This window comes from Albidovulum inexpectatum (genome assembly GCF_002927635.1).
GTDB classification, from domain to species: domain Bacteria; phylum Pseudomonadota; class Alphaproteobacteria; order Rhodobacterales; family Rhodobacteraceae; genus Albidovulum; species Albidovulum inexpectatum.
This window is the reverse complement of the sequence record NZ_PRDS01000012.1, coordinates 1-22,153: the sequence shown is the minus strand read 5'-3', so window position 1 is coordinate 22,153 and position 22,153 is coordinate 1. Positions and strand designations below refer to the sequence as shown.

Here is a 22,153-nt window from a genome sequence, read left to right as displayed (position 1 = left end):
GCGATGCGACATTCCGGACGCCATGACCTCGTCTGGCTCGGCGCGATCCTTGCGCTGGCCGCCGCGCTGCGCGTTTGGGGCCTGAACGCCCCTTTGTGGCATGACGAGATCCAGACGCTGGCCACGCATCTGAACCGCGGCTGGGCATCGATGCTCGACAGCTATTCGATGAACCACCACTACCTCCACAACCTGCTGGCAAAGGCATCGATCTCGGTCCTGGGCGATACGCCATGGGCGGTTCGGCTGCCGGCCATGCTGTTCGGGCTGGGAACGATCGCAGCGGCCTGGCATCTGGCCCGCGACATAGGCGGGACGCGCATCGCCCATGTGTCGGCGCTGCTGCTCGCGCTCTCGTATCACCAGATATGGTTTTCACAGAACGCGCGCGGCTACACGGCGCTGGCCTTCTTCTCGACCCTTGCAATGGTTCTGTTCCTGCGCGGCATGAGACGCCCGCGACCGGCAACCTGGCTGGGGCTTGGGCTTTGCATGGCTGCCGCGATCTTCACGCATCTGACGGGGGCGTTCTTCTTCGTCGCGCTTGGTCTGGTGTGGCTGGGCACCGTGATGGTGCGCGCGCTGCGGGGGCGGCTGGAACCCGGGCTGATCGGGCCACCCCTGACGGGTTTCCTGCTTGGGACTGCCGTGACACTACTTTTGTATGCGCCGCTTGTCCCCAGCCTGATCGCGACTGTTCAATCCGTATCGGGCTCGTCGGCGGCCGATCCCATGAAGGAATACCAAAGCCCGCTCTGGGCCGCCTTCGAGGCCATCCGGACAGCAACCGGGAACGCCGGACCGCTGACCGCATTGGCCGGGGTTGCGGTTCTTCTGCTGTCCTTGCTTGGCTGGATTGCCACGTATCGCGATGCCCGTCTCTTCGCGCCGACGGTCTTCCTGCACATCGCCGTTACGGTGGCGCTGCTGATGGCGGTAGACATGCGGATCTGGCCCCGCTTCTTCTTCACCGATATCGCATTCCTGATGATCCTCATCGTATCGGGCGTCCAGCTGGGTTCGGCCCTGATCGCGCACCTTGTCCGCGCGCCAAGGCTCGCAGGGCCGATCTTCACGCTTGGCGTGATTGGAATGATCGGGATCTCGGCAATGCTGGCCCTGCGCAACTACCAGTATCCGAAACAGGATCTGAAAGCCGCGTGGAATTTTGCACACCAGATCGAGCGGCAGGGCGCGCGGGTCATCGCCATTGGCCACGCGGGCAGCAATTTTCGTGCCCGCTTCGGCGCAGACTGGCCAGTGCTGTTCACGGATGCCGAATATCACAAGGCCATCGCCGGGGACGGTCCGGTTGTTCTGGTCGTCGGATTTCCCGCGCGTGTCTTTCGTGACATGCCGCAGCTTGCCGCAGATGCGGGCGTCACGCCGGGCACGGATATCTGCGCGCCCGGCCACGAGGGGCCTGTGTTGCGCACTCTGCGATGTTTCCCGGGCACGCTGGGCGATGGCAACGTGATCGTCCTGAGCCGTGACTGAGCGGGTGGACATCGTGATCGGCTCTGGCCCCGCGGGCATCGCCGCCGCTCATGGCCTCCTGAAGCGCGGGCGGCGTGTCATGATGCTCGATGGGGGTCGTGACCTGGAACCCGGTGCCGAAAACCGCCGCCAGACGATGGCCGCAACCGATCCCGACGGCTGGGAACCGGCCGCGCGGGCAGACTGGATGAAGCCGCAATTCACGGCAGGACCGGGCCAGATTCGTCGCTATGGATCGGATTTCGCGGTCGAACCGGCCACGGCCATTCTGTGCGACCCGCCGTCGTGGTTTGGATTGCGTGCATCTCGGGCGCGCGGGGGGCTGTCGAACCTTTGGGGCTCGGCCGTCTTGCCCTATGCGCGCTCGGACCTGACAGGCTGGCCCGTCCGCGCCGAAGAGCTTGCCCCCCATTATCGCGCGGTTGCCGAATTTCTGCCGATCTCGGGGCGCGCCGACGCGCTCGAGATGCTTTTTCCGGATCTGCCCATGACCGGGCGGGTCCCGATCCAGCCGGCTCCGCAGGCAGCCGAACTTCTACGCCGGGCCGAAGACAGGACCGATGCCCTTGCCAAGCACGGCGTCGTCATCGGGATGGCGCGTCAGGCCGTCGCGCCCGGATGCCGACTGTGCGGAATGTGCCTGCATGGATGCCCCTATGGCTTGATCTGGTCCGGGCGGCACGCTCTTGCGCAATTGCAGGCATTGCCCGGTTTCGACTATCGCCCTGGCGACATCGTGCGGTCGGTTGCCGAAGATGTCGACGGCGCAATCGTGACACTGGAAACGGGCCAGGAACTGCGCGGGGACCGGATATTTCTGGCCGCGGGCGTTCTGGAAACGGCACGGATCGTGCTTCGCTCGCAATCCGGTCCTGGCGAACTGACGCTGCGCGACAGCCAGCACGGCTTCCTGCCCATGCTGCATCGCTGGCCGAACCGCACGCGCCCGGATCGCGGTCGCTTCCACACCTTGCCGCAGGCCTTTGCCGAGCTGCGCGCTGCCGACATGTCGCCGCATCTGGTCCACGCTCAGATATACAGCTGGAACGAACACTTCCCGCGCGACCTGGTGGACAATTATGGGCGCGTCCCGATCCTCGTCCCCCTCTTGCGCGGGCTTGCCCGACGCCTGATGGTCGCCCAGATCTTTCTGCATTCCGACCATTCGCACGGCATGACCCTACAGCTTGCGCCGGATGGCCGTCTGAAGGTCGGGCTGCAGCGCAATCCCGAGACCGATGCAAAGCTTCGGGCTGCGGCGCGGCGGCTTGCAAAAGCGTTTTCGGCACTGGGCCTGTTCAGCCTGCCCCAAGCCCTTCGGATCGAGCCGCCGGGCTCCAGCTTTCATGTCGGCGCCAGTCTTCCGATGCATCACGCGCCGCAGGCGGGCCAGAGCGACCTTCTGGGGCGCCCTCATGGCTGGAGCAGGCTGCACGTGGTCGATGCAAGCAGCCTGCCCGCGATACCGGCGACGACCATCACCCTTTCCGTCATGGCCAATGCACACAGGATCGCGACCAACGCGCCCTAGCCTGCCCCGCGCTCAAGTGCGCCGGCCTCCAATGCGCGCGCAAGCCCCGAATCCCCCCGCCGATGTGCCGCGCGGGCGAAGGCCGCGCAATAGGCGGCCAGCACCCGGTCCTCGCGCCAGATCCGGCCAAAAGCCTCGCGCGCGGCCTCTCCACGTCGCTGCCGGATCTGGGGATTCGACTGCAACTCGACCATTGCGGACACAAGCTCTTGTCGGTTGGAAAACAGTGCGCCCGCCCCCGCGGCCTCGACAATCTCGGGGAACGGCCCCAGCCTGCGGGCGATCACGGGCGTGCCCAGCCGAAAGCTTTCGATCAGGATGATCCCGAAGGTTTCGTAACAGACCGACGGCACGATCAGCGCCAGGGCCCCGCGATAATAGGCATTCAATTCTTCTGGCGTCTTGCGGCCCAGGAAATGGATCCGCGGATTGCCCGCCGCCAGACGCTTCAGCTCATCGGCGTAATCGCCGTCGCCCAGGATCAAGAGATCGGCATCGGGGCAGTCCGCCATGGCCGGGATCACATCCTGCAGGCCCTTGATCTTCTCCAGCCGCCCGACAAACAGAAAGTATGGGCGCGGGTGGCCCCCATGCGGCGGCGGCAGCTCATAGATATCGGGCAGGAAATAGGGCAAGACCTCCATCTGCTGCCGCAGGCCGAATTCCCGATGCTTGTCCCGGCTGAAGCGGCTCTTTGCGATGATGAGATCCATCCGGTCCAGCGCCCTGTCCAGTTGCCCCGTCCGTCGCCACAGTTGCGGCGGACGGCGATAGCTGATCTGGCAGCGCAGGCATTCGCGCGAGTCGCACAATTCGCGTCCATATCGCCAAAGCACATGGGTCGGACAGACCAACCAGTGTTCATGCGCCTCATAGACTTTCAGCCCATCCCCCATGCGCAGAAGGCCCGGCCCACCGATCAGCGAGGTGTTGTTGTACCAGATGATGTCGGGCCGCCTTTCATCCAGTATCTTCCGGATGCGCGCGGCATGCAGGACCGGCCGGCCCAGTTGCTGGACCATCAGGTTCGATACAAATCCCGCGGAAGATCTCAGGCCGATCCGCTCGACGCCATCTGTCGCGTCCTTTGGCTGAACCCGCCCGCCCAGGATGCGGTAGCTGTCCTCGTCATGCACGACCGTCACGCGGTGCCCGCGCGAGGCAAGCGCGCGCGCCATCCTTTGCACCCCGATCGCATCGCCGCCAAAGGAATGCGGAGGATAGAAGGTCGTGAACATGACAATGGACAGCGATCTCATGCGCCTGCAGCCTCCGGTCGGATCATCGAGCGCAAAAGCCACATGCGGTCGCGCATCGTCGCAAGGACAAGCAGCGCATAGACCCCGGCCCCGGTCAGGACGGCTGCCCCCAGCTCCAGCAGAACCGGCTGTCCGGCAAGCAGCCATCGAACCGCCGCAACCGCCAGCCCCATCGCCACAGCGGCCATGGCGGGCCGGACCTTGCAAGCGACCAGAGGCCATGCCGATATCTGCCCGATCCGCGCCACCAGACGATAGCGCAGGGGCCAGGCCAGATAATGCGCCGCAACGAAGGCCCCCGTGATCGCCGTCAGGCCCCAGGGCGCGGACACAGCCATCAGGCCCGCCGCCAGAGCGGCATTGATCCAGGCCAGCCCCATGATTTCACCCGCCCGCCCTGCAGCCAGGCAGAAGCTTTGCTGAACCATCGCAAAGGCCAGATACAGCCCCAGCAAAGCGAGTATCGAAAGGACGGGCGCGGCGCCTGCCCAGCTTTCGCCGAAGAACAGCAGGATGGCCGGCTGTGCCACCAGGGCTAGTCCGATGAAGAAGGGAAATGCCACAACACCGGTCAGACGCGCGATATCCAACAGGAAATCGCCCGGCCGCCCGCCATCGCGGCCAAGCGCGGCGAATGCTGGCTGTGAAACCATACGCAACGGGGTGGAGATGAGAAAGGTCAGCGTCTCGACCAGCCGCCAGGAAAGGGCGTAAAGCCCCGTTGCGACAGGCCCGAGAAACGCCCCGATCATCAAGGTCGGCAACTGCACCAGTGTCAGTTCCGCAAGGCGCAGGCCAAGCACCTGCGCGCCGAACCGGCCCGCCCGCGCCAGATGCGCCCGCGTCGTCTTCAGACCGGGCCGCCACGGAACCGAGGTCCACGCAAGAACGACATTCGCCGCGATCATCGCGATCCACTGACCGGCAAAGCTCCACACGCCCCAGCCCGTCAAGGCCATGAAGATTCCGACCGCCCCCCCGACGGCCACGCCCACGACCGCGCGCAGCGACAGGACCCGAAAATTGAGCTCGCGCCGCAGGATCGCCACCGGAACGGCGGTGAAGGCGATCATCAGAACCGTCACCGACAGAACCCTGATCAGTCCCGCGACAATCGGATGCCCGTAAAAGGTGCCGATCCAGCCTGCGCCAAGCCACAGCGCGACCGCCAGCACCAGCCCCAGCCCGGCCGTCAGCCAGAAGGTGGCGTTGAAATCCTCGGGCGCAGGGTCGGGCGCGGCAATCAGGTATTCGGACACGCTTTCGCGCACCAAGGCCTCGGCCAGAACGATGAAGACGGCCGCCATGGACAAAAGCCCATAGCGTTCGGGGCCCAGGATCTTTGCCATGACGATGAAGACGACAAAATTGATTGCCTGCTCTGTCCAGCCGCCCGCAGCCATCCAGGCCACCCCGCCCAGGAACTTGCGCCCGACCGTCATGATGGTGTCCGACGGGGATTTGCCCCGGACGGATGCAGGACGGCGTGCCGGATTGCGCGCAAACCCCGTCGCAGTACCAGATAGGCCTTGCCCTTGCCCGCAAGCCAATCGCGCCATCGGGAAAGATCGGTGAAATAGAACATCTCGATCCTTGGCAAATCGAACGGGTCGCTCTTGGCCGTCGCCTGCCCCAGTCGTGTGCCAACCGAGGTTTCATAGACCTGCGCGATCTGGCTTCGAACCTCGGGCCCCGCGCGTCCATAGGGCGGGGCGAAATGTCGGACCGGCCGGTCCAGTATGTCTTCAAGCTTTCTGCGCGAGACGATGAGTTCGGCCATGCTTGCATCCCCGTCCAGCAGATCCAGATCGGCATGGCTGACCGTGTGACTGCCAAACAGGACGCCCTCGGCGGCAAGGGCCCGGATTTCCGCCCAGGACATCAATGCCCGGGGCGGCTCGGCACCCCCTGCCCAACGCTCGGCGCGTCCCACATGGGCGGTGGGCAGATAGACGATCGGGCGAAATCCGTGGCGCGAAAGAACCGGCCACGCGGTATCGAGGAAGTCACGAAACCCGTCGTCAAAGGTCAGGATGATCGATCTGTCTGGCAACGCCGGCCCACCGCGCCGCGCGGCCAGAAGATCGTCCATGGTGATCACTGGCAGGCCGGACTGAGCGAGCGCATCCACCTGGCTGAGGAAGACCTCGGGCGTGATCGAGGTCGCCCCGCCCCGGTTCGAGATCGAATGGTACATCAGGATATCGATCACCGGCGGCGGCATCTCAATCCTCCACGCGGTGGCTTTCAAATGCCCGGCGATGCGCCGCCCAGGCGTCCCGATCGATCCGGCCGTCCGGGCGAAGAACCTGCGCGGCGGCATAGGCCATCGCAAAGGCATGGTGGGTGTTGTCGTGGGCAAACAGTCCCTGGCGACCAAAGCCCAGATACCCGTCCAGCGACGACAGCCAATCATCCAGCGTCTCGAAATTGCGCTGATAGTCCAGATCGTAAACGGGGTAGGCATGCGAGATCCGGCGCGTCACCGTTCGCATCACCCGAACATCAACCGGAAGACCGACCGATCCAAGCCAGTCGCAGAAGTGCGCGCCAAGCTCGTCGTCGTCCATGTTCCACCACCGTTCGCCCGGATCACAGGGCAGTTCGGCGCACAGCACGGTCCGGTCGCCCGGCTCGTCGGCCGCGTTGTAGTTTCGCGGCTCGGACATGCGGCTGATCGGGATCGAGGTTTCGGGGAAGTAGTGTGCGTCATATTCGGTGAAGCGCTTGGTCTTCAGCACCAGATAGATCAGGATCATGCCGCGAAAGCGGATCGCATCGGCCGCGTCCAGAACCGGCTGCGGCGGCGCCGGATCCATGAGCCGAACGGCAGCGGTCAGCGGTATGGTCGAGTAGATCTGATCGGCGACCACGCGCCTTTCCCCTTCGCCATCGGCGACGACCAGCCCGGTGACGCGCGTGCCCTCGCGCTCGATCCGGCGGATCTCGGCGCCAAGATGGAATCTTGCGCCCTGGGCCATGGCCCTTTCGGCCATGGTTTCGCAGATCTGCCCGAATCCTTGCCGCGGATAGAAAAACCGTCCCGTGGTCTTGCCACGCAGACCCGGCACCATCCGCACCATCCGCCCCAGGATCTTTCCCACGGAACTGCCCGATACCCGCCTTTCGGCCAGCGTCACGGCCAGCTGGTCGGGCTCCAGACCCCAAAGCTTTCGCACATAGGGAAAGTAGAAGTTCTCGGAAATCGTCGGCCCCAATCCCCGATACAGGACCGAAGAGAACGTCTCGGCGGCTTCCTTGCGTTTTCGCATGGGGCCCGTCGCCATATCGCGCAAAAGCGCCGCGGAAAAGCGCGGGGGAAGACGAAGAAGCGCATCCTGCAATTTCAGCGGGAAGTGGATCCACCGCCCCCCCAGCCGGATTCGGCCATGCCGAGGGCGCAGAAGAAGATCCTCGCCCAGCAGATCGCGCACATCCTGCAGCACGTCGGGATCGGCCGCCGGGTGAAACCGGTGCGAGCCGTAATCGCACCAGATGCCTTCGATCTGGAACGATGCCGCGTTGCCGCCCACGACCGGCGCGCGCTCGAAGACCTCGACCTGCGCCCGACCGCGTGACAGGGCCAGCGCGGCGGCGATGCCCGCGGGGCCCGCGCCCAGAACCGCGACGCGCGGAAGCTCTGGATGCGCCGGCGTCACCTGATCGGCCCTGCCGCTTGTTTCGTCATGTTCATTCCGCACCTTCGCCCGCCTCCTGTTTGATCCGTGCGGACATGGGCCCGCCCAGCGGGAATGTCAGCGCCCCGATGCCGCCCGCGAGCCAAAGCACGGCCTGCCATGCCAGACCGGCGGCGACGACGTCATGCGCGCTGGCCCCGAACGGCAGGGCCAGCGCGGCCAGCGTGCCTTCGCGCACGCCAAGGCCGCCCAGCGAGATCGGCAGCGTCGCCACGATCTTGGCCAGAGGCCATGTCAGGAACCAGACCGGCCAGGGCAAGGCGACCCCAACCGACATTGCCAGGCCGATGAACAAGGTCACAAGCATGGCCTGCGCAAGAAGCGAAAGAAGGAAGGCCACCGCAATCCTTGCCCGGGCCGAGCGCAACGCGGAAAAGCCGTCGGCGACACGAAGAAACAGGCCGCCCATCGGCAGATGCGGCCAGCGCCTCCAGATCGCGGGTATCAGCCATGGCAGGATGACCAGCGTTGCCAGCGCAAGCGCGGCCACGACACCCCCCACGCCCAGCGCAAGCCCGACCGGTGCGTTTCCAGCCGGCACAAGAACCAGCCCCGACAGGGCCAGACAGGCCAGCGCCACCATGTCGATCAGCCGATCGACAATGGCGGCCACGGCAACACGCGGTCCGTCCCGCATGTATGCATGTGCAAACCCGGCACGCACGGCGTCACCGCCCACGGCGCCTGGCAGGCACAGATTGGCCGCAAGCCCGGCGAAATGCGCGCGCAGCGCCACCCGCCATGGGATGGCCCGGCCCATCAGAACCCACCACTTCGTCGCCGTGACCACGTGGCAGGCGAGAAAGGCAACCAGAACGGACAGGAATATCGGCGCCGACAGGCGGCCCAGCGCGGACCCAATCCGCTCAAGTGGCAGGAACCACAGTATCAGGCCCAGCGCCACAGCCGATCCAAGCGCGCGTATCAGCCAGCCGCCCCGCTTCCCTGCCCCCCCGCCAGACATCATGGCCTCAGATGCAGACGCGAGATCATGTCGGCGATCAGGCCCAGCGACCAGATGATCAGCGCCGACAGGAAGGCAAACACCGTCGTTTCCGACAGGTTGTCCATGTATATGTCATAGACAAGCTTGGTCATGCCGATCCCCATCAGGATCAGACCCAGCGGGATGAAGACGCGCAACGGGTTGAACAGAACCGTCATGCGCAGGATCAGGATCAGGAAGTTCAGGAAGTCCACCGGACGGATCTTCGACTTGCCCACCCGCTTGCCGTATTCGATCGGGAAATAGATCATCCGCTTGCCGTTGCACGACATGCACAGCGTGATCGTGGTGGTAAAGGAAAACTTCTGGGGCAGAAGCGGCAGAAACGGCACCAGTTCGGACTTGCGAAAGACGCGCAGGCCGGAATTCAGATCGTTCAGCCGACGTTCTGCCAGGAACGACGCAAAGCGGTTGAGGAACCATTTCGCGGGCCGGCGGATCAGCGGCACGTTGCGCATGGCAGAACCGCGATCGCCCACCACCATGTCCTGATCGCGACACAGTGCCAGCATCTGGGGCAGGTAATGCGCCGGATAGGTTCCGTCCGCATCGATTATGGCCACGTATTCGTGCCGCGCCCGGCGGATGCCCCGTTTCAGCGCGGCTCCATAGCCGGTATTCACCTGATTGCTGTCGACAATCGCACCGCTGTTGCGCGCAATCTCGAGCGTGCAATCCTCGGATCCGTCATCCACGACGATGATCTCGTACGGTATGCCCAGCGGCTCCAGGGCCGCGCGAACGTTCTCGACCGTCTGACCGATGGCGCCTTCCTCGTTATAGGCCGGAATGACCACGCTCAGCGACAGACCCTGCACATCCGGCGCGGGTCCATCGGCGGCCTTGGCCGCGTGTTCCTCGATATCCTTCATTTCACTCACACAGCTGGCTTCGGGTCTGGTCGCGTCGGTCATCGTCATGGCTCAGGGCACATGCAGGCGGTCGCGCCGCCCAAGGACATGGTATTCGAACAGGCACCAGGCATAGGACGCGGCCGAATAGAGGTAATAGATCTGGTGATAGAGAAAGCTCTTGAGCGCAAACAGCGTTCCGCCATGCGCGCGCATGAAGCGCAGAAAGGGCAGATTGGCCAGCAGCGCGGCGGCCAGAACCGCCAGGGTCAGCGGCCAAAGTCCGGGCACGAAGGGCAATGCCAGCACCGACAGCACAAGCGCCGCGGCAATCAGCGCCCGGACCCTTTCGCCCCAACCGGTGTTCAGATCGTCATGCAGCCCCTCGCGGGCGATCATCAGCCGCGACCATGGCAGCGCCCGACAGAATATGTCGGTATGGATGGCGCTTCGGGGTGTCCAGACCTTCAGATGCTTGCCAAGCAGATCGGGGTCGACGACGATCCGCCAACCCGCGCGGCGGATGCGATAGCCAAGCTCGATATCCTCGATCGAAGGGATCCGATAGGTTTCGGTATCGAAACCGCCCACAGTCATGAACACGTCACGCCGCACCGCACCGCAACCGGCCCAGAAGGTCCGCGCGTCGCGCTGGGCCCGCTGATGATAGTAGCGGTGCATCAGGTTCTTGTAGCGTGAAAACCACGACGTCCCTTCCGGTTCGGCATCGTATGACCCGAAGACGGCGCCGACTTCGGCATCCGTCATCGCCGCGCGGATCCGCGCAGGCCCACGCCTGTCCGGGATCACATCACTGTCCACGAACCACAGGATGTCGCCAACGGCCTCATGCGCCGCGCGGTTTCGCGCAGCACCCGGACCGCCGTTCCGCGCCATCACGATGACGCGCGCCCCAAGGTCGCGCGCCACACGTGCCGTGTCATCGGGCGAGACATCATCGACGACGATCACCTCGGCCAGTTCGCCCGCATCGCGCAGGGCGATCAGCGGCGCAAGCACCCGCGGCAACAGATGCGCTGCACGATAGGCAGGCACGATGGCCGATATGCGCAAGTCGTGGGTCATGGCGCGACCTCGCGGCGGCCGTGGCGCGCGAATATCAGCATCATTGTCGCCACCAGAGGCAGTAGCCAGATCACCCGCGCGCCGTATCGCGTGGACGGTTGGGATATGCCGCCACAGACCAGCGCATTGGCCAGAATGCCCAGCAGGACCGTCACCGCCAGGGCCTTCAGCGGCGCGGGCACCCGACCCGGAAGCAGCAGCAGCACCGCGATGACAAGCAGCGACAGGGCATACAGGATCTCCTGCGCGACCGTGACCGGGCCGAACCACGATCGATCGCGGGTCAGGCGACCGTGATCGAAGTCCGAAAGCAGCAACCCCGTGACGCCCCGGTTCTGGTTGACCACGGAATCCGTGGGCAGGGTCAGGTCGACGGCGACCCAGCGGGACTGGATCAGCGTGTTCTTCAGAAAGGCCGCCATCGTGTCCAGCGGGCGGTCGGCCAGAACGGCAAGGAAGAAGCGGATCTGATCGTCGGCCACGGCCTTCTGGTCCTCGGGCGCCATCAGGCGGAATGACCCAAGCCTTGGGCTTGTCTCGAACACGATATGGGTGGCCGTGATCCGGTAGGGATCGTCCGACCATTGCAACGCCGCGTGCAGCTTGCAGGTCGGGATATTGGCGTCCGGACAATGTTCGTTCAGATAATCCAGCCCCGGTCCGTCCTGGATCATCCGCGCCGTGATATAGGGCTTGATGACGACCTCTGCCCCGGCAACCGATCTGGCCGCGGAGCGCAAGACGCTTTGTTCGGCAAATCCGATTCCGACGATCAACGCGACAAGCGCGGGCGCAAGCCACCATTGGCGGCGCGCCACGAAGACAGAGACCAGCGCCGATGCCGGCACCATCAGCGCCGCGATCGCAAGGTGCGACAGATGCGTGACGATCGCGAGAGCGCCAAGCGCGACGGCAAAGGCGATCTCCCACGGTCGCATGTGCTGCGCGAACGCGACCAGTGTCGCGATGACCAGCAACAGGACCGGCGCGAATGTGTCAGGCATCAGATAGGCGATGAGGAACGGCAGCGACCCAAGGGATGCCACGATAATGGGCAAGGCGACGGCCTTGCCGATCGGCATGTCGCCCCCCCAGACCCGCAGCGCGACGCGCATCGGCAACCAGACAGCCGCAAGTACGGCCGCGACGTTCAGGACGATCAGGCCTTCGAGCATTCTCAGACGTGCAAGTGCGCCGGCGATCAGCGCGTAGACGGCGGATCGCGACCCATCGACGGTCTTGTCGGCCTCGATCTGCGCAATGTCGGGCGCCGGCACACCCGCTTCGCGCAAGGCGGCACCACGGCCGGCCAGAGGCGATTCCGCGCTCCATCCCAACTGGCGCAGCCCGTTATGCCCCTGTGACACATAGGCGACGGTATCAAAATAGAATAGCGGCCGGCCGTTGATCAGCCAGACGCTGAGACAGGCAAGGACCGCAAGCATCAGCCAGACGGCCGAGCGTACGGCCGCGCCCTGCTGTTCATCGGTATGCGCGAGCGTGGTCATCATGCGACCCCTTCATCCGCAGCCACGCGGTCCTGCAGATCGCGGAAATACTCGATCGTGGCAACCAGTCCCTCGCGCAGCGGGACATGCGGCTGCCAGTCCAGCAACTTGCGCGCCAGCGTGATATCCGGCTTGCGCTGGACCGGATCGTCCCAGGGCAGGCGCTCGTGTACGATTTCCGAGCGAGAGCCGGTCAGCGCAATGACGGTTTCCGCCAGCTCGCGTATCGACATTTCGACCGGGTTTCCAAGATTGACGGGGCCCGTCACCTCGTCGGGCGTGTTCATCAACCGGATCAGGCCATCCACCATGTCCGAGACATAACAGAACGAGCGCGTCTGGCTGCCGTCGCCGTACAACGTGATCGGTCGATCATTCAGTGCCTGCATGACGAAATTCGACACGACGCGGCCGTCGCTGGGATGCATGCGCGGGCCATAGGTGTTGAAGATCCGCGCCACCTTGATGCGCAGGCCGTGCTGGCGGTGATAGTCAAAGAACAACGTCTCGGCGCAGCGCTTGCCTTCGTCATAGCACGACCGGTAGCCGATCGGGTTGACATGCCCCCAGTATTCCTCGGTCTGGGGATGCACCTGCGGGTCGCCATAGACCTCGGATGTCGATGCCTGAAGGATCCTGGCGCGCAGGCGCTTGGCAAGCCCCAGCATGTTGATCGCGCCATGGACGCTGGTCTTGGTCGTCTGCACGGGATCGTGCTGATAGTGGACGGGGCTCGCCGGGCAGGCAAGGTTGTAGATCTCGTCCACCTCGACATAAAGCGGGAAGGTGACGTCGTGGCGCATGGTCTCGAAGCGCGGATTGGCCAGAAGGTGCGCGACATTGGCCCGGCGTCCCGTGAAATAATTGTCCACGCACAGGACTTCGTGGCCTTGCTGCAAAAGCCGCTCGCACAGATGCGAGCCCAGAAACCCTGCGCCGCCCGTCACAAGGATACGCTTGGACATCACACTCATGCTACGCTCCACCCCTTGACACCCGGGCTTCAGTCTTGCCCGGCGGCGCATGGCAGTCGAGACATTTCGCCCCGACCCGTGAAATTGCCATCGAGCTTGCGTCAGTCCCCATGCGCCGACCGAATTGGTCGCGATACCGGCTGACGCAAAGGGAAAGCGATGCAGATCGGCGTGCGCCCGCGAACACCCGGGCCGCGCCAGATTGCTGCAACACCAATCTCAGGTTTCGGCATGCATGGCTGCTTGCAGAAATTCTCACGCCAAACCACATCCCTGCCCTTCCGGGCGATTGCAAAATCCGGCCTTGATGCCGTTTCCAAAAATGGTCCGCGGACAAGACCGACGGACATGATCAAAATGATATCATCCAATGAATAGCACGGTTTTTCCCGGGCGCGAAGGAAGAGTTGCCCGCCGACGGGGGATGAAGTTCAAAGCGCCACAAGCCTTGAGCGTGCATGCTCATCCCATCGGTTGATCTTGAAATCGGGGCTTCACCTTCGAGGCGGACATGACTATGGTCCGCGCCGATCAAACATCTGGGGTGCCACCATGCAAATCGAGGAAACATCCCTGCCGGGTGTGCTGATACTGACTCCAAGACGCTTCACCGACGCGCGCGGATGGTTCAGCGAGGTATGGAACCGGCGCACGCTGGCAAGTGCCGGCATCGACATCGACTTTGTTCAGGACAACCACTCCTATTCGGCTCAGGCGGGAACCGTGCGCGGCCTGCACTTCCAGGCCCCGCCCCATGCGCAGGCCAAGCTGGTGCGTTGCGGGCGCGGCCGGGTCTTCGACGTCGCCGTTGATATTCGCACAGGCTCGCCCACCTATGGCCATTGGGTGGGCGTGGAACTGTCGGCCGAAAACGGGCGCCAGCTGTTCATCCCCGCGGGTTTCCTGCACGGCTTCGTCACGCGCGAGCCGCACAGCGAGTTGCTCTACAAGTGTTCGGACTATTACTCGGCCGAATGCGACGGCGCCGTTCGCTTCGACGACCCGGATATCGGTATCGACTGGGGCATCGATCCGTCAACGGCCATCCTGTCGGACAAGGACGCAAGCGCCCCCCTTCTGCGCGATTTCCAATCCCCGTTTCGGTATGAGGGCTGATACATGAAACTTCTGGTAACCGGTGGTGCGGGCTTCATCGGCTCGGCCGTGGTGCGGCGAGCGATCCGTGCCGGCCACCAGGTCGTAAATGTCGACAAGTTGACCTATGCCGGGTCATTGACCAACGTCGCCGAAGTCGCGGATGAACCCGGATATGCCTTCGAACAGGCGGATATCTGCGACCGCGACGCCATGGATCGCATTCTGGCCCGGCACCAGCCCGACGCGATCATGCACCTGGCGGCGGAAAGCCATGTGGACCGTTCGATCGACGGGCCTGCGGCCTTCATCCAGACCAATATCATTGGCACCTATACGTTGCTCGAGGCCGCGCGGGCCTATTGGTCCGGCCGCGGCAAGCCCGCGGACTTCCGCTTCCACCACATCTCGACCGACGAGGTCTTCGGCTCGCTCGGCCCCACCGGCAAGTTCACCGAAACGACGCCCTATGATCCGCGTTCCCCCTATTCGGCCTCGAAGGCGTCTTCCGACCACCTGGTGCGGGCCTGGCACGAAACCTATGGCCTGCCGGTCCTGCTGACGAACTGCTCGAACAATTACGGCCCGTATCATTTCCCCGAGAAACTGATCCCGGTGGTGATCCTCAAGGCGCTGGCCGGAGAGCCGATCCCCGTCTATGGCGATGGCGGCAATGTCCGCGACTGGCTGTATGTCGAGGATCACGCCGAAGCGCTGATGCTGGTTCTGGAAAAGGGCCCTGTCGGGCGCAGCTACAATATCGGCGGAGAAAACGAGGCCACGAACCTGGACCTTGTGCGCCGAATCTGCGCGATCCTGGACAACAAACGGCCCGAGGCCGCGCCGCATGACCGTCTGATTACATTCGTCCCCGACCGCCCCGGTCACGATCGGCGCTATGCGATCGACCCGACCCGCATCCGCGAGGAGCTGGGCTGGCGGCCCTCGGTCACGCTGGACGAAGGCCTGGAACGCACCGTCCAATGGTACCTCGACAATGAATGGTGGTGGCGTCCGCTTCTGAACCGCGAGGGCGTTGGCCGGAGGCTGGGAACCGGATGAAAGCGCTTATCTTCGGACGGACCGGGCAGCTGGCCATCGAGCTTGTCCGGCGCGCGCCCGAGGGGGCCAATCTGGTCGCGCTTGGGCGCGATGCCGTGGATCTGGCCCACCCCGACGCCTGCGCAAGGGCGGTAACCGAGACGGATGCCGACATCGTCATCAATGCCGCGGCATATACGGCCGTGGACCAGGCAGAAAGCGAACCCGAGCTGGCACGCCGCGTCAACGCCCAATCGCCGGGGGCCATGGCACGCGCGGCGGCGGCGCGCGGCCTGCCATTCATTCACGTCTCGACCGACTACGTCTTTGACGGATCGGGCAACCTGGCGTGGCGCGAAGACGACTCAACCGGTCCCCTTGGCGTTTATGGGCGGACCAAGCTTGAAGGCGAGCAGGCAGTGCTCGACGCCGGGGGGACTTCGGTCATCTTGCGCACAGCATGGGTCTTTTCGGCCCATGGGCGCAATTTCGTGAAGACCATGCTGCGGCTTGGGGCGGAACGAGAGGAACTGTCCATCGTCGCCGACCAGCGAGGCGGCCCGACCGCCGCGGCGAATATTGCCGATGCCATCTGGACGATCGCAGCCGCGTTTGAAAAGGGCAAAGGGGTTCCCGGCATCTATCATTTCGCCGGCGCGCCCGCCGTGACCTGGGCGGATTTTGCCGAAGCCATCTTCGCGGCTTCCCGCCGGATCGCACATCCACCGCGCGTACGCAGGATTACGACGTCGGATTATCCCACGCCGGCGCGCAGGCCCGCCAATTCGGTGCTGGATTGCACGAAGATCCATCAGACCTATGGCATTGCTCAGCCTGACTGGCGCCAGAGCCTTGCCGAAGTGATCGAGGAAATCGAGGCAGACCAATGACCAAGACGAACCGCAAGGGCATCATTCTGGCCGGTGGGTCGGGGACGCGTCTTTATCCCATCACGCATGCGGTCTCGAAGCAGATGCTGCCGCTCTATGACAAGCCGATGATCTACTACCCTCTCTCGGCCCTGATGCTGGCCCAGATCCGCGAGGTTGCGATCATCTCGACCCCCCGAGATCTGCCGCAGTTCCGCGCTCTGCTTGGTGACGGGTCGAAATGGGGAATGCGATTCGACTATATCGAACAGCCCTCGCCCGACGGTTTGGCTCAGGCCTATCTGCTGGCCGAGGAGTTCCTGGCGGGCAGCCCATCGGCGATGGTGCTCGGCGACAACGTCTTTTTCGGGGAAGGCCTGTCGGCAAAGCTGAAATCGGCCGACTTGCGCGTCGACGGGGGCACGGTATTTGGTTACCACGTGTCGGACCCCGAACGCTATGGCGTCGTCGAATTCGACGACGCGGGCCGGGTGCTGTCGATCGTCGAAAAACCCGAACACCCCAAGAGCAGTTATGCCGTCACCGGCCTCTATTTCCTTGATGCTTCCGCGCCCGAGCGGGCACGCTCGATCCGCCCATCGGCGCGCGGCGAGCTGGAGATCACCGACCTTCTCAACCTCTACAACGCCGAAGGCAAGCTGCATGTGGAAACGCTGGGGCGCGGATTTGCATGGCTGGACACGGGCACGCATGAAAGCCTGTTGGAAGCGGCCGAGTTCATCCGCACGATCGAAGAGCGCCAGAATCTGAAGATCGGCTGCCCCGAAGAGATCGCCTTTCTCAACGGATGGATCGACGCGGCACAGCTTGAAGATCTGGCAAAGCCCTATCTGAAGACCCAATATGGCAGATACCTGATCCGCGTCCTGTCCGACCCGGACCTTGCGCGGCGCGGGTGAAAATCGCCATTCCGGCGTGAATCCTGTATTCTCTGGCCGGTCGGGCGCGTCATGGTGATTGCCTGGTGCGGCTGAGCGTGCCGAACATTCCGCGCGTCGGGTATTCTTGCGCGCGGGATTGAACTTTACGGTTCACGCCGCAGATATTACGAACGATCTGGTTTGAGCGCGCGCAGGATGGCGGCTTCGGGCCGAAACCGCCGCAATTGCAGAACAGGAACTTCGCCATGGCTTTTCGTATCAGGGGTCACAGGATTGCGGCCATCATCGTTCTGATCTCTGCGGCGGTCTGGGTGGTGACCGGCAAGTTCAGCTCGGTAGGCAGCGAAGAGGCCCATGCCGCCCAGCCCGCGCCGGGAGAACAGCCGGTGGAATCCAAGGCGGCCACAGACCAGCCATTGCGGACGGTCGGGGTGATTGCCCCGGAATTCGTCGAGCATGCCCGCCGCATTCGCGTCTCGGGCCTGACAGAGGCGGACAAGAATGCCGTTCTGGCGGCGCGCGCAAGCGGCGTGATCGCCAGCCTGAAAGTCGAGAAAGGCAGCATGGTTTCCGCAGGCGAAGTCGTCCTGTCGATCGAGGGCCCCGAGGTGCTGGCCGCGGTCGAAACCGCACGCGCCACACTGGCCCAGCGGCAGCAGGAATTGCAGATCGCCGAATCCCTGTTCAAATCCGGCACGGGGTCAGAGCTGCAACTGATCCGCGCCCGCGCCGATGCCGCCGCCGCCGAGGCCGCTCTGGTTCAGGCAGAAGCCGCTGCCGACCGCCTGAATGTGGTCGCGCCATTCGAAGGCTTCGTCGACTCGGTCGAGGTCGAGCAAGGCGAATGGATCCAGGCCGGAACGCCGGTCGCGCGCATCCTTTCGCTGGACCCGATCATCGTTCTGGGTGAAATCAGCGAGATCGAGGTCGGGCACGTTCGGATCGGCGACAAGGCCGAAGTGCGGCTGGTCAACGGCCTGCGTGCCGAAGGCGTTGTGCGCCATGTGGCGCGCGAGGCCTCGCCCCAGACCCGCACCTACCCCGTCGAGGTCAGCCTGCCGAATACCGGCGGCAAAGTGCCGTCGGGCATGACGGCCGAGATTTCGTTGTTCACCGCTCCGGTCCGCGCGGTTGTCGTGCCCAGATCCGTCATAACATTGTCGGACGATGGAGAACTGGGACTGCGCGTCGTGGGCGAGGACAACATTGCGCGCTTTGCACCGGTCGAGCTGATTGATGACACACCGCGCGGCCTGGTGCTGGCTGGCGTCCCCGAGGATGTCAGGATCATCGTCCTTGGCCAGGACCTTGTCCGGGATGGCGAGCGTGTCGCCGTAAGCGATGTCGCCGCGCAAATCAGCGGGAACTGAGCACATGGGTCTGGTCGAAACCTGCATCCGCAATGCGCGCCTGACGATTTCCGTCCTTGTCTTCCTGATGATTGCGGGCGCCCAAGCCTACATGACCATCCCCAAGGAGGCCGAGCCGGACATCCAGATCCCGATCATCTATGTCAGCCTTGGCTATCAGGGCATCTCGCCCGAGGATTCCGAGCGCCTGCTGCTGCGCCCCATGGAAACCAGGCTGAAAACCATTGCGGGCATCAAGGAAATGACGGCGACCGCCTATGAGGGGGGCGGAAACGTCATTCTCGAGTTCCAGGCGGGATCGGATCTGAACAAGGCGCTTGACGATGTCCGCTCGAAGGTGGACGAGGCCAAGCGCGAACTGCCCTCGGGCGCTGACGAGCCCAGCGTGAACGAGGTCAACATCTCGGAATTTCCGGTTCTGGTCATCACCCTTTCGGGGAACGTGCCCGAGCGCGTCCTGGCGCGCGCGGGGCGCGAATTGCGCGACCGGATCGAGGAAATCCCGGGTGTTCTTGACGCCAATCTGCAAGGCGTGCGCGATGATCTGGTCGAGGTCATCATCGATCCCGCAAAGCTGACGTCCTATGGTCTGCGGCTGGATGCGCTGGCGGCGGGCGTGGCGGCGAACAACCAGCTGATCGCTGCCGGTGCGCTCGAGGGCGATCAGGGGCGCTATGCCATCAAGGTTCCAAGCCTGATCGAAACCGTCGAAGACATCGCGAACCTGCCGGTTCTGTCGAATGGCACGGCCGTGGTACGGGCACGCGATCTGGCCGCGGTGCGGCAGACCTACAAGGACGCCGAGACCGTCACGCGCCTGAACGGCGCCCCCGCAATCGCCATCGAAGTGTCGAAGCGTGTCGGGGCCAACCTGATCGAGACGGTCGATGCCGTGAAGGCCGTGACAGAGCGATTCGCGGAAAACCTGCCCGAGGGCACGGTCGTCACCTTCAGCCAGGACAAGTCCGACACAATCCGTCAGCTTCTGGCCGATCTTCAGAACTCGGTCCTGACGGCGGTGATCCTGGTCTTCGTGGTGATCCTGTATTCGTTGTCGGGGCGGGCCTCGCTGCTGATCGGCCTGGCCATCCCGGCATCCTTCCTGATGGGCATTCTTGCGCTGCAACTGGCCGGGCTTACGGTCAACATCGTCGTTCTGTTCAGCCTGATCCTGGCCGTCGGTATGCTGGTGGACGATGCCATCATCGTGACCGAATATGCCGAACGCCGCATGTCCGAAGGAATGGACAAGCGGCAGGCCTTCGCGCTGGCCTCTCACAAGATGACCGGTCCGGTCATCGCGGCGACGGCAACGCGGGTCGCGGCTTTCTCCCCGCTGCTGTTCTGGCCGGGCGTCGTGGGCGAATTCATGAAATTCATGCCGATCACGCTGATCGCCACGCTGTCGGCCTCGCTGATCTATGCGCTGTTCTTCGCGCCCACGATCGGCGCGCTGATCGCCCGTCCGGTGGTGGAGGAGGACCGCGGGCGCGACAACCTGTACATGCGCTTTGTGGCCCGCGCGATCCGGCATCCGTGGATCGTGACCTTCGCCGCCCTCGCCGCGCTGATCGCCGTGCCCTATGCCTATGGAAAATTCGGCAAGGGGGTCGAGTTCTTCCCCGATGTCGAGCCTGAATACGGGCTGTTGTACGTCCATGCCCGGGGCAACCTGTCGATCGAAGAAAAGGACATGCTGACCCGGATGGCCGAAGAGCGAATCCTGGGCTGGCCCGGCATCAAGACGGTCTATACCCGCGCGGGAACCGGCGGCGGGCCCGGCGCGGATGTCGCAGCCGATGTCGTGGGCGTGATCCAGTACGAATTCGTCGATTGGCGCGAACGCAAGAAGGCAAGCGAAATCCTGGCCGACCTGCGCACGGCGATGCAGGGGATACCCGGCGTCGAGGTCGAGGTGTCCGTGCCCCAGGCCGGCCCGCCCACGGGCAAGGCGATCCAGATCCGCCTGTCGGCAGACAATCCCGAAGGCCTGAACGAAGTTGCGGCGCAGGTCGCAGACGAGCTTGCGAAGAACCCGGACATTCTGGATATCGACAACGGCTTGCCGCCGCCCGGCATCGACTGGCAGATTCGGGTGGATCGGGCGGCCGCGGCGCGGTTCGGCGTATCGCCCGGTGCGGTTGGCGCCGTGGTCCAGCTGGTGACGAACGGGCTGAAGCTGTCCGACTACCGTCCCGAAGGCACGGATGACGCGGTGGACATCGTGCTTCGCCTGCCCCCCGATCAGCGTACCATTGCAATGCTGGATCAACTGCGTGTCGAGACGGCCCAGGGCCCCGTGCCGATCGCAAATTTCGTCAAGCGCGAGCCCGTGCAAGCTGTCGGAACCCTGACGCGGATCGACGGGCGGCGCACGGTCACGGTGCAGGCCAACGTGCGCGAGGGCGTTCAGACCGACCCGGTTCGCAAGAGTGTCGTCGAGATGCTGAATGCGATGGACCTCGAATCGAACGGCATACGCTGGGAGCTGGCCGGCGAGGACGAGGAGCAGGCCGAGGCCGGTGCCTTCCTCAGCAAGGCATTCCTTGCGGCGTTGTTCCTGATCTTCATCGTGCTGCTGGCCCAGTTCAACCGGTTCATTTCGGTCGGGCTGATCTTTTCGGCGGTCATCATGTCCACGATCGGCGTCCTGCTGGGACTCATGATCATGGGGCAGCCATTCGGCATCGTCATGACCGGCATCGGGATCATTGCCCTGGCCGGTGTGGTGGTGAACAACAACATCGTGTTGATCGACACCTTTGACACGTTGCGACGCGAAGGGATGAACAAGGTCGACGCGATCCTGCAGACCTGCCACGAACGCGCGCGGCCGGTCCTATTGACGGCGATCACCGCGATCCTGGGCGTGCTGCCGATTGCCTTTGGCGTCAACCTCGAGCTGCTCTCGCACGAAACGACCTATGGCGCGCCGTCCACGCAATGGTGGATTTCCCTCTCCTCGGCGATCGTCTTCGGTTTGGCCTTTGCGACGGTGCTGACACTGGTCGTCACACCATCGCTGCTGATGCTGACTTCGCGCGATGCACCCGCGGAACCGGGCCGCCCGCGTTTCTGGAATCGCTGGTTCAGGCGCCGGCTGAGCGCCTGAGCCGCGCGTCGCCGAACCAGCTCACCATCAGCGACACGCTCTGAACTGCCGGCGCCATCGTCTCGAGTCGGTCGAGCGAAACTAGGAAGTCGCCCCTGTCGGTCTCGGCGTGCACGTTCTCGGGCGTGGTCTTTGCACCCTCCACGCGCATCAGCGGCTCGGTGGCGTAGACGAACTCGCCCGCGCCGGGGATCATTGTGACGGCGCGGATGGTGAACTGATGCGGTGGATGCCCCCACCAACGGCATCTTGTATGCCATGACGTGTGTGGATGCCTCCTGTTTGGCAAGCGTTTCTTGAGGTCTCGGCAGGGTCTTCGATCGGACGTGTGTCAGGCCTCTGAGCGTGGCCTTC

The 22,153-nt window shown here is 64.2% G+C and carries 19 protein-coding genes; 8 read left to right on the top strand and 11 right to left on the bottom strand.

Annotated elements, in window-relative coordinates:
- Positions 1–3 precede the first annotated feature (3 nt).
- Together LV82_RS13860 and LV82_RS13855 are read left to right on the top strand one after the other, a co-directional pair.
- Positions 4–1,497: a glycosyltransferase family 39 protein gene (locus LV82_RS13860; protein WP_104072679.1), complete on the top strand. Its 1,494-nt coding sequence runs from the start codon at positions 4–6 to the stop codon at positions 1,495–1,497.
- Complete coding sequence (locus LV82_RS13855) at positions 1,490–3,028, top strand: GMC family oxidoreductase (RefSeq protein WP_146065182.1); 1,539 nt, start codon at positions 1,490–1,492, stop codon at positions 3,026–3,028. Before LV82_RS13860 ends, LV82_RS13855 begins: the two co-directional genes overlap by 8 nt.
- Here LV82_RS13855 and LV82_RS14820 read toward each other — a convergent pair.
- From LV82_RS14820 to LV82_RS13815, 9 genes are read right to left on the bottom strand one after another with little or no spacing between them, the layout of a single operon-like run.
- Positions 3,025–4,287 (bottom strand): glycosyltransferase family 4 protein, encoded by a 1,263-nt coding sequence (locus LV82_RS14820; RefSeq protein ID WP_170063455.1) that lies wholly within the window; start codon positions 4,285–4,287, stop codon positions 3,025–3,027. The genes LV82_RS13855 and LV82_RS14820 overlap by 4 nt on opposite strands.
- Complete coding sequence (locus LV82_RS13845; RefSeq protein WP_170063454.1) at positions 4,284–5,729, bottom strand: lipopolysaccharide biosynthesis protein; 1,446 nt, start codon at positions 5,727–5,729, stop codon at positions 4,284–4,286. Before LV82_RS13845 ends, LV82_RS14820 begins: the two co-directional genes overlap by 4 nt.
- Positions 5,726–6,511 carry a polysaccharide deacetylase family protein gene (locus LV82_RS13840; protein ID WP_170063453.1) on the bottom strand — a complete coding sequence of 262 codons (786 nt, stop codon included), beginning with the start codon at positions 6,509–6,511 and terminating at the stop codon, positions 5,726–5,728. The genes LV82_RS13845 and LV82_RS13840 overlap by 4 nt, the downstream gene beginning before the upstream one ends.
- A 1-nt stretch (position 6,512) precedes the next feature.
- A complete protein-coding gene (locus LV82_RS13835; protein ID WP_104072670.1) occupies positions 6,513–7,988 on the bottom strand; it encodes an FAD-dependent oxidoreductase in 1,476 nt (491 codons plus the stop codon).
- Positions 7,978–8,949 (bottom strand): lysylphosphatidylglycerol synthase transmembrane domain-containing protein, encoded by a 972-nt coding sequence (locus LV82_RS13830; protein ID WP_170063452.1) that lies wholly within the window; start codon positions 8,947–8,949, stop codon positions 7,978–7,980. The genes LV82_RS13835 and LV82_RS13830 overlap by 11 nt, the downstream gene beginning before the upstream one ends.
- Positions 8,949–9,905: a glycosyltransferase family 2 protein gene (locus LV82_RS13825; RefSeq protein ID WP_170063451.1), complete on the bottom strand. Its 957-nt coding sequence runs from the start codon at positions 9,903–9,905 to the stop codon at positions 8,949–8,951. The genes LV82_RS13830 and LV82_RS13825 overlap by 1 nt, the downstream gene beginning before the upstream one ends.
- Before the next feature lie 9 nt (positions 9,906–9,914).
- On the bottom strand, positions 9,915–10,928 hold the full coding sequence (locus tag LV82_RS15005) for a glycosyltransferase family 2 protein (RefSeq protein WP_170063450.1): 1,014 nt from the start codon (positions 10,926–10,928) through the stop codon (positions 9,915–9,917).
- Positions 10,925–12,436 carry a hypothetical protein gene (locus LV82_RS15000; RefSeq protein ID WP_170063449.1) on the bottom strand — a complete coding sequence of 504 codons (1,512 nt, stop codon included), beginning with the start codon at positions 12,434–12,436 and terminating at the stop codon, positions 10,925–10,927. Before LV82_RS15000 ends, LV82_RS15005 begins: the two co-directional genes overlap by 4 nt.
- The gene (locus tag LV82_RS13815) at positions 12,436–13,410 is read right to left on the bottom strand and encodes a UDP-glucuronic acid decarboxylase family protein (RefSeq protein ID WP_104072664.1); all 975 of its coding nucleotides are present in this window, start codon (positions 13,408–13,410) and stop codon (positions 12,436–12,438) included. The genes LV82_RS15000 and LV82_RS13815 overlap by 1 nt, the downstream gene beginning before the upstream one ends.
- 552 nt (positions 13,411–13,962) lie before the next feature.
- Between LV82_RS13815 and rfbC the strand changes: the two genes are divergently transcribed.
- From rfbC to rfbA, 4 genes are read left to right on the top strand one after another with little or no spacing between them, the layout of a single operon-like run.
- On the top strand, positions 13,963–14,526 hold the full coding sequence (gene rfbC / locus LV82_RS13810) for a dTDP-4-dehydrorhamnose 3,5-epimerase (RefSeq protein WP_104072662.1): 564 nt from the start codon (positions 13,963–13,965) through the stop codon (positions 14,524–14,526).
- A gap of 3 nt (positions 14,527–14,529) precedes the next feature.
- Complete coding sequence (gene rfbB, locus LV82_RS13805) at positions 14,530–15,567, top strand: dTDP-glucose 4,6-dehydratase (RefSeq protein ID WP_104072660.1); 1,038 nt, start codon at positions 14,530–14,532, stop codon at positions 15,565–15,567.
- The gene (rfbD, locus tag LV82_RS13800) at positions 15,564–16,436 is read left to right on the top strand and encodes a dTDP-4-dehydrorhamnose reductase (RefSeq protein ID WP_104072658.1); all 873 of its coding nucleotides are present in this window, start codon (positions 15,564–15,566) and stop codon (positions 16,434–16,436) included. The genes rfbB and rfbD overlap by 4 nt, the downstream gene beginning before the upstream one ends.
- Positions 16,433–17,335, top strand: a complete 903-nt coding sequence (gene rfbA, locus LV82_RS13795) for a glucose-1-phosphate thymidylyltransferase RfbA (protein WP_104072656.1) — start codon at positions 16,433–16,435, stop codon at positions 17,333–17,335. Before rfbD ends, rfbA begins: the two co-directional genes overlap by 4 nt.
- Before the next feature lie 49 nt (positions 17,336–17,384).
- Here the strand turns inward: rfbA and LV82_RS14815 are convergent, their stop codons facing one another.
- Positions 17,385–17,564, bottom strand: coding sequence for a hypothetical protein (locus LV82_RS14815; RefSeq protein ID WP_146065180.1), 180 nt, complete (start codon positions 17,562–17,564; stop codon positions 17,385–17,387).
- Between LV82_RS14815 and LV82_RS13790 the strand changes: the two genes are divergently transcribed.
- Both LV82_RS13790 and LV82_RS13785 read left to right on the top strand, forming a co-directional pair.
- Entirely contained in the window at positions 17,563–18,687 is a 1,125-nt protein-coding gene (locus tag LV82_RS13790; RefSeq protein WP_104072654.1) for an efflux RND transporter periplasmic adaptor subunit, read from the top strand. The two genes, LV82_RS14815 and LV82_RS13790, sit on opposite strands and share 2 nt — an antisense overlap.
- 4 nt (positions 18,688–18,691) lie before the next feature.
- Positions 18,692–21,799 (top strand): efflux RND transporter permease subunit, encoded by a 3,108-nt coding sequence (locus LV82_RS13785; protein ID WP_104072652.1) that lies wholly within the window; start codon positions 18,692–18,694, stop codon positions 21,797–21,799.
- On the opposite strand, the gene LV82_RS13780 is transcribed toward LV82_RS13785, so the two are convergent.
- A complete protein-coding gene (locus tag LV82_RS13780; RefSeq protein ID WP_104072650.1) occupies positions 21,777–21,995 on the bottom strand; it encodes a hypothetical protein in 219 nt (72 codons plus the stop codon). The genes LV82_RS13785 and LV82_RS13780 overlap by 23 nt on opposite strands.
- Positions 21,996–22,153 lie beyond the last annotated feature (158 nt).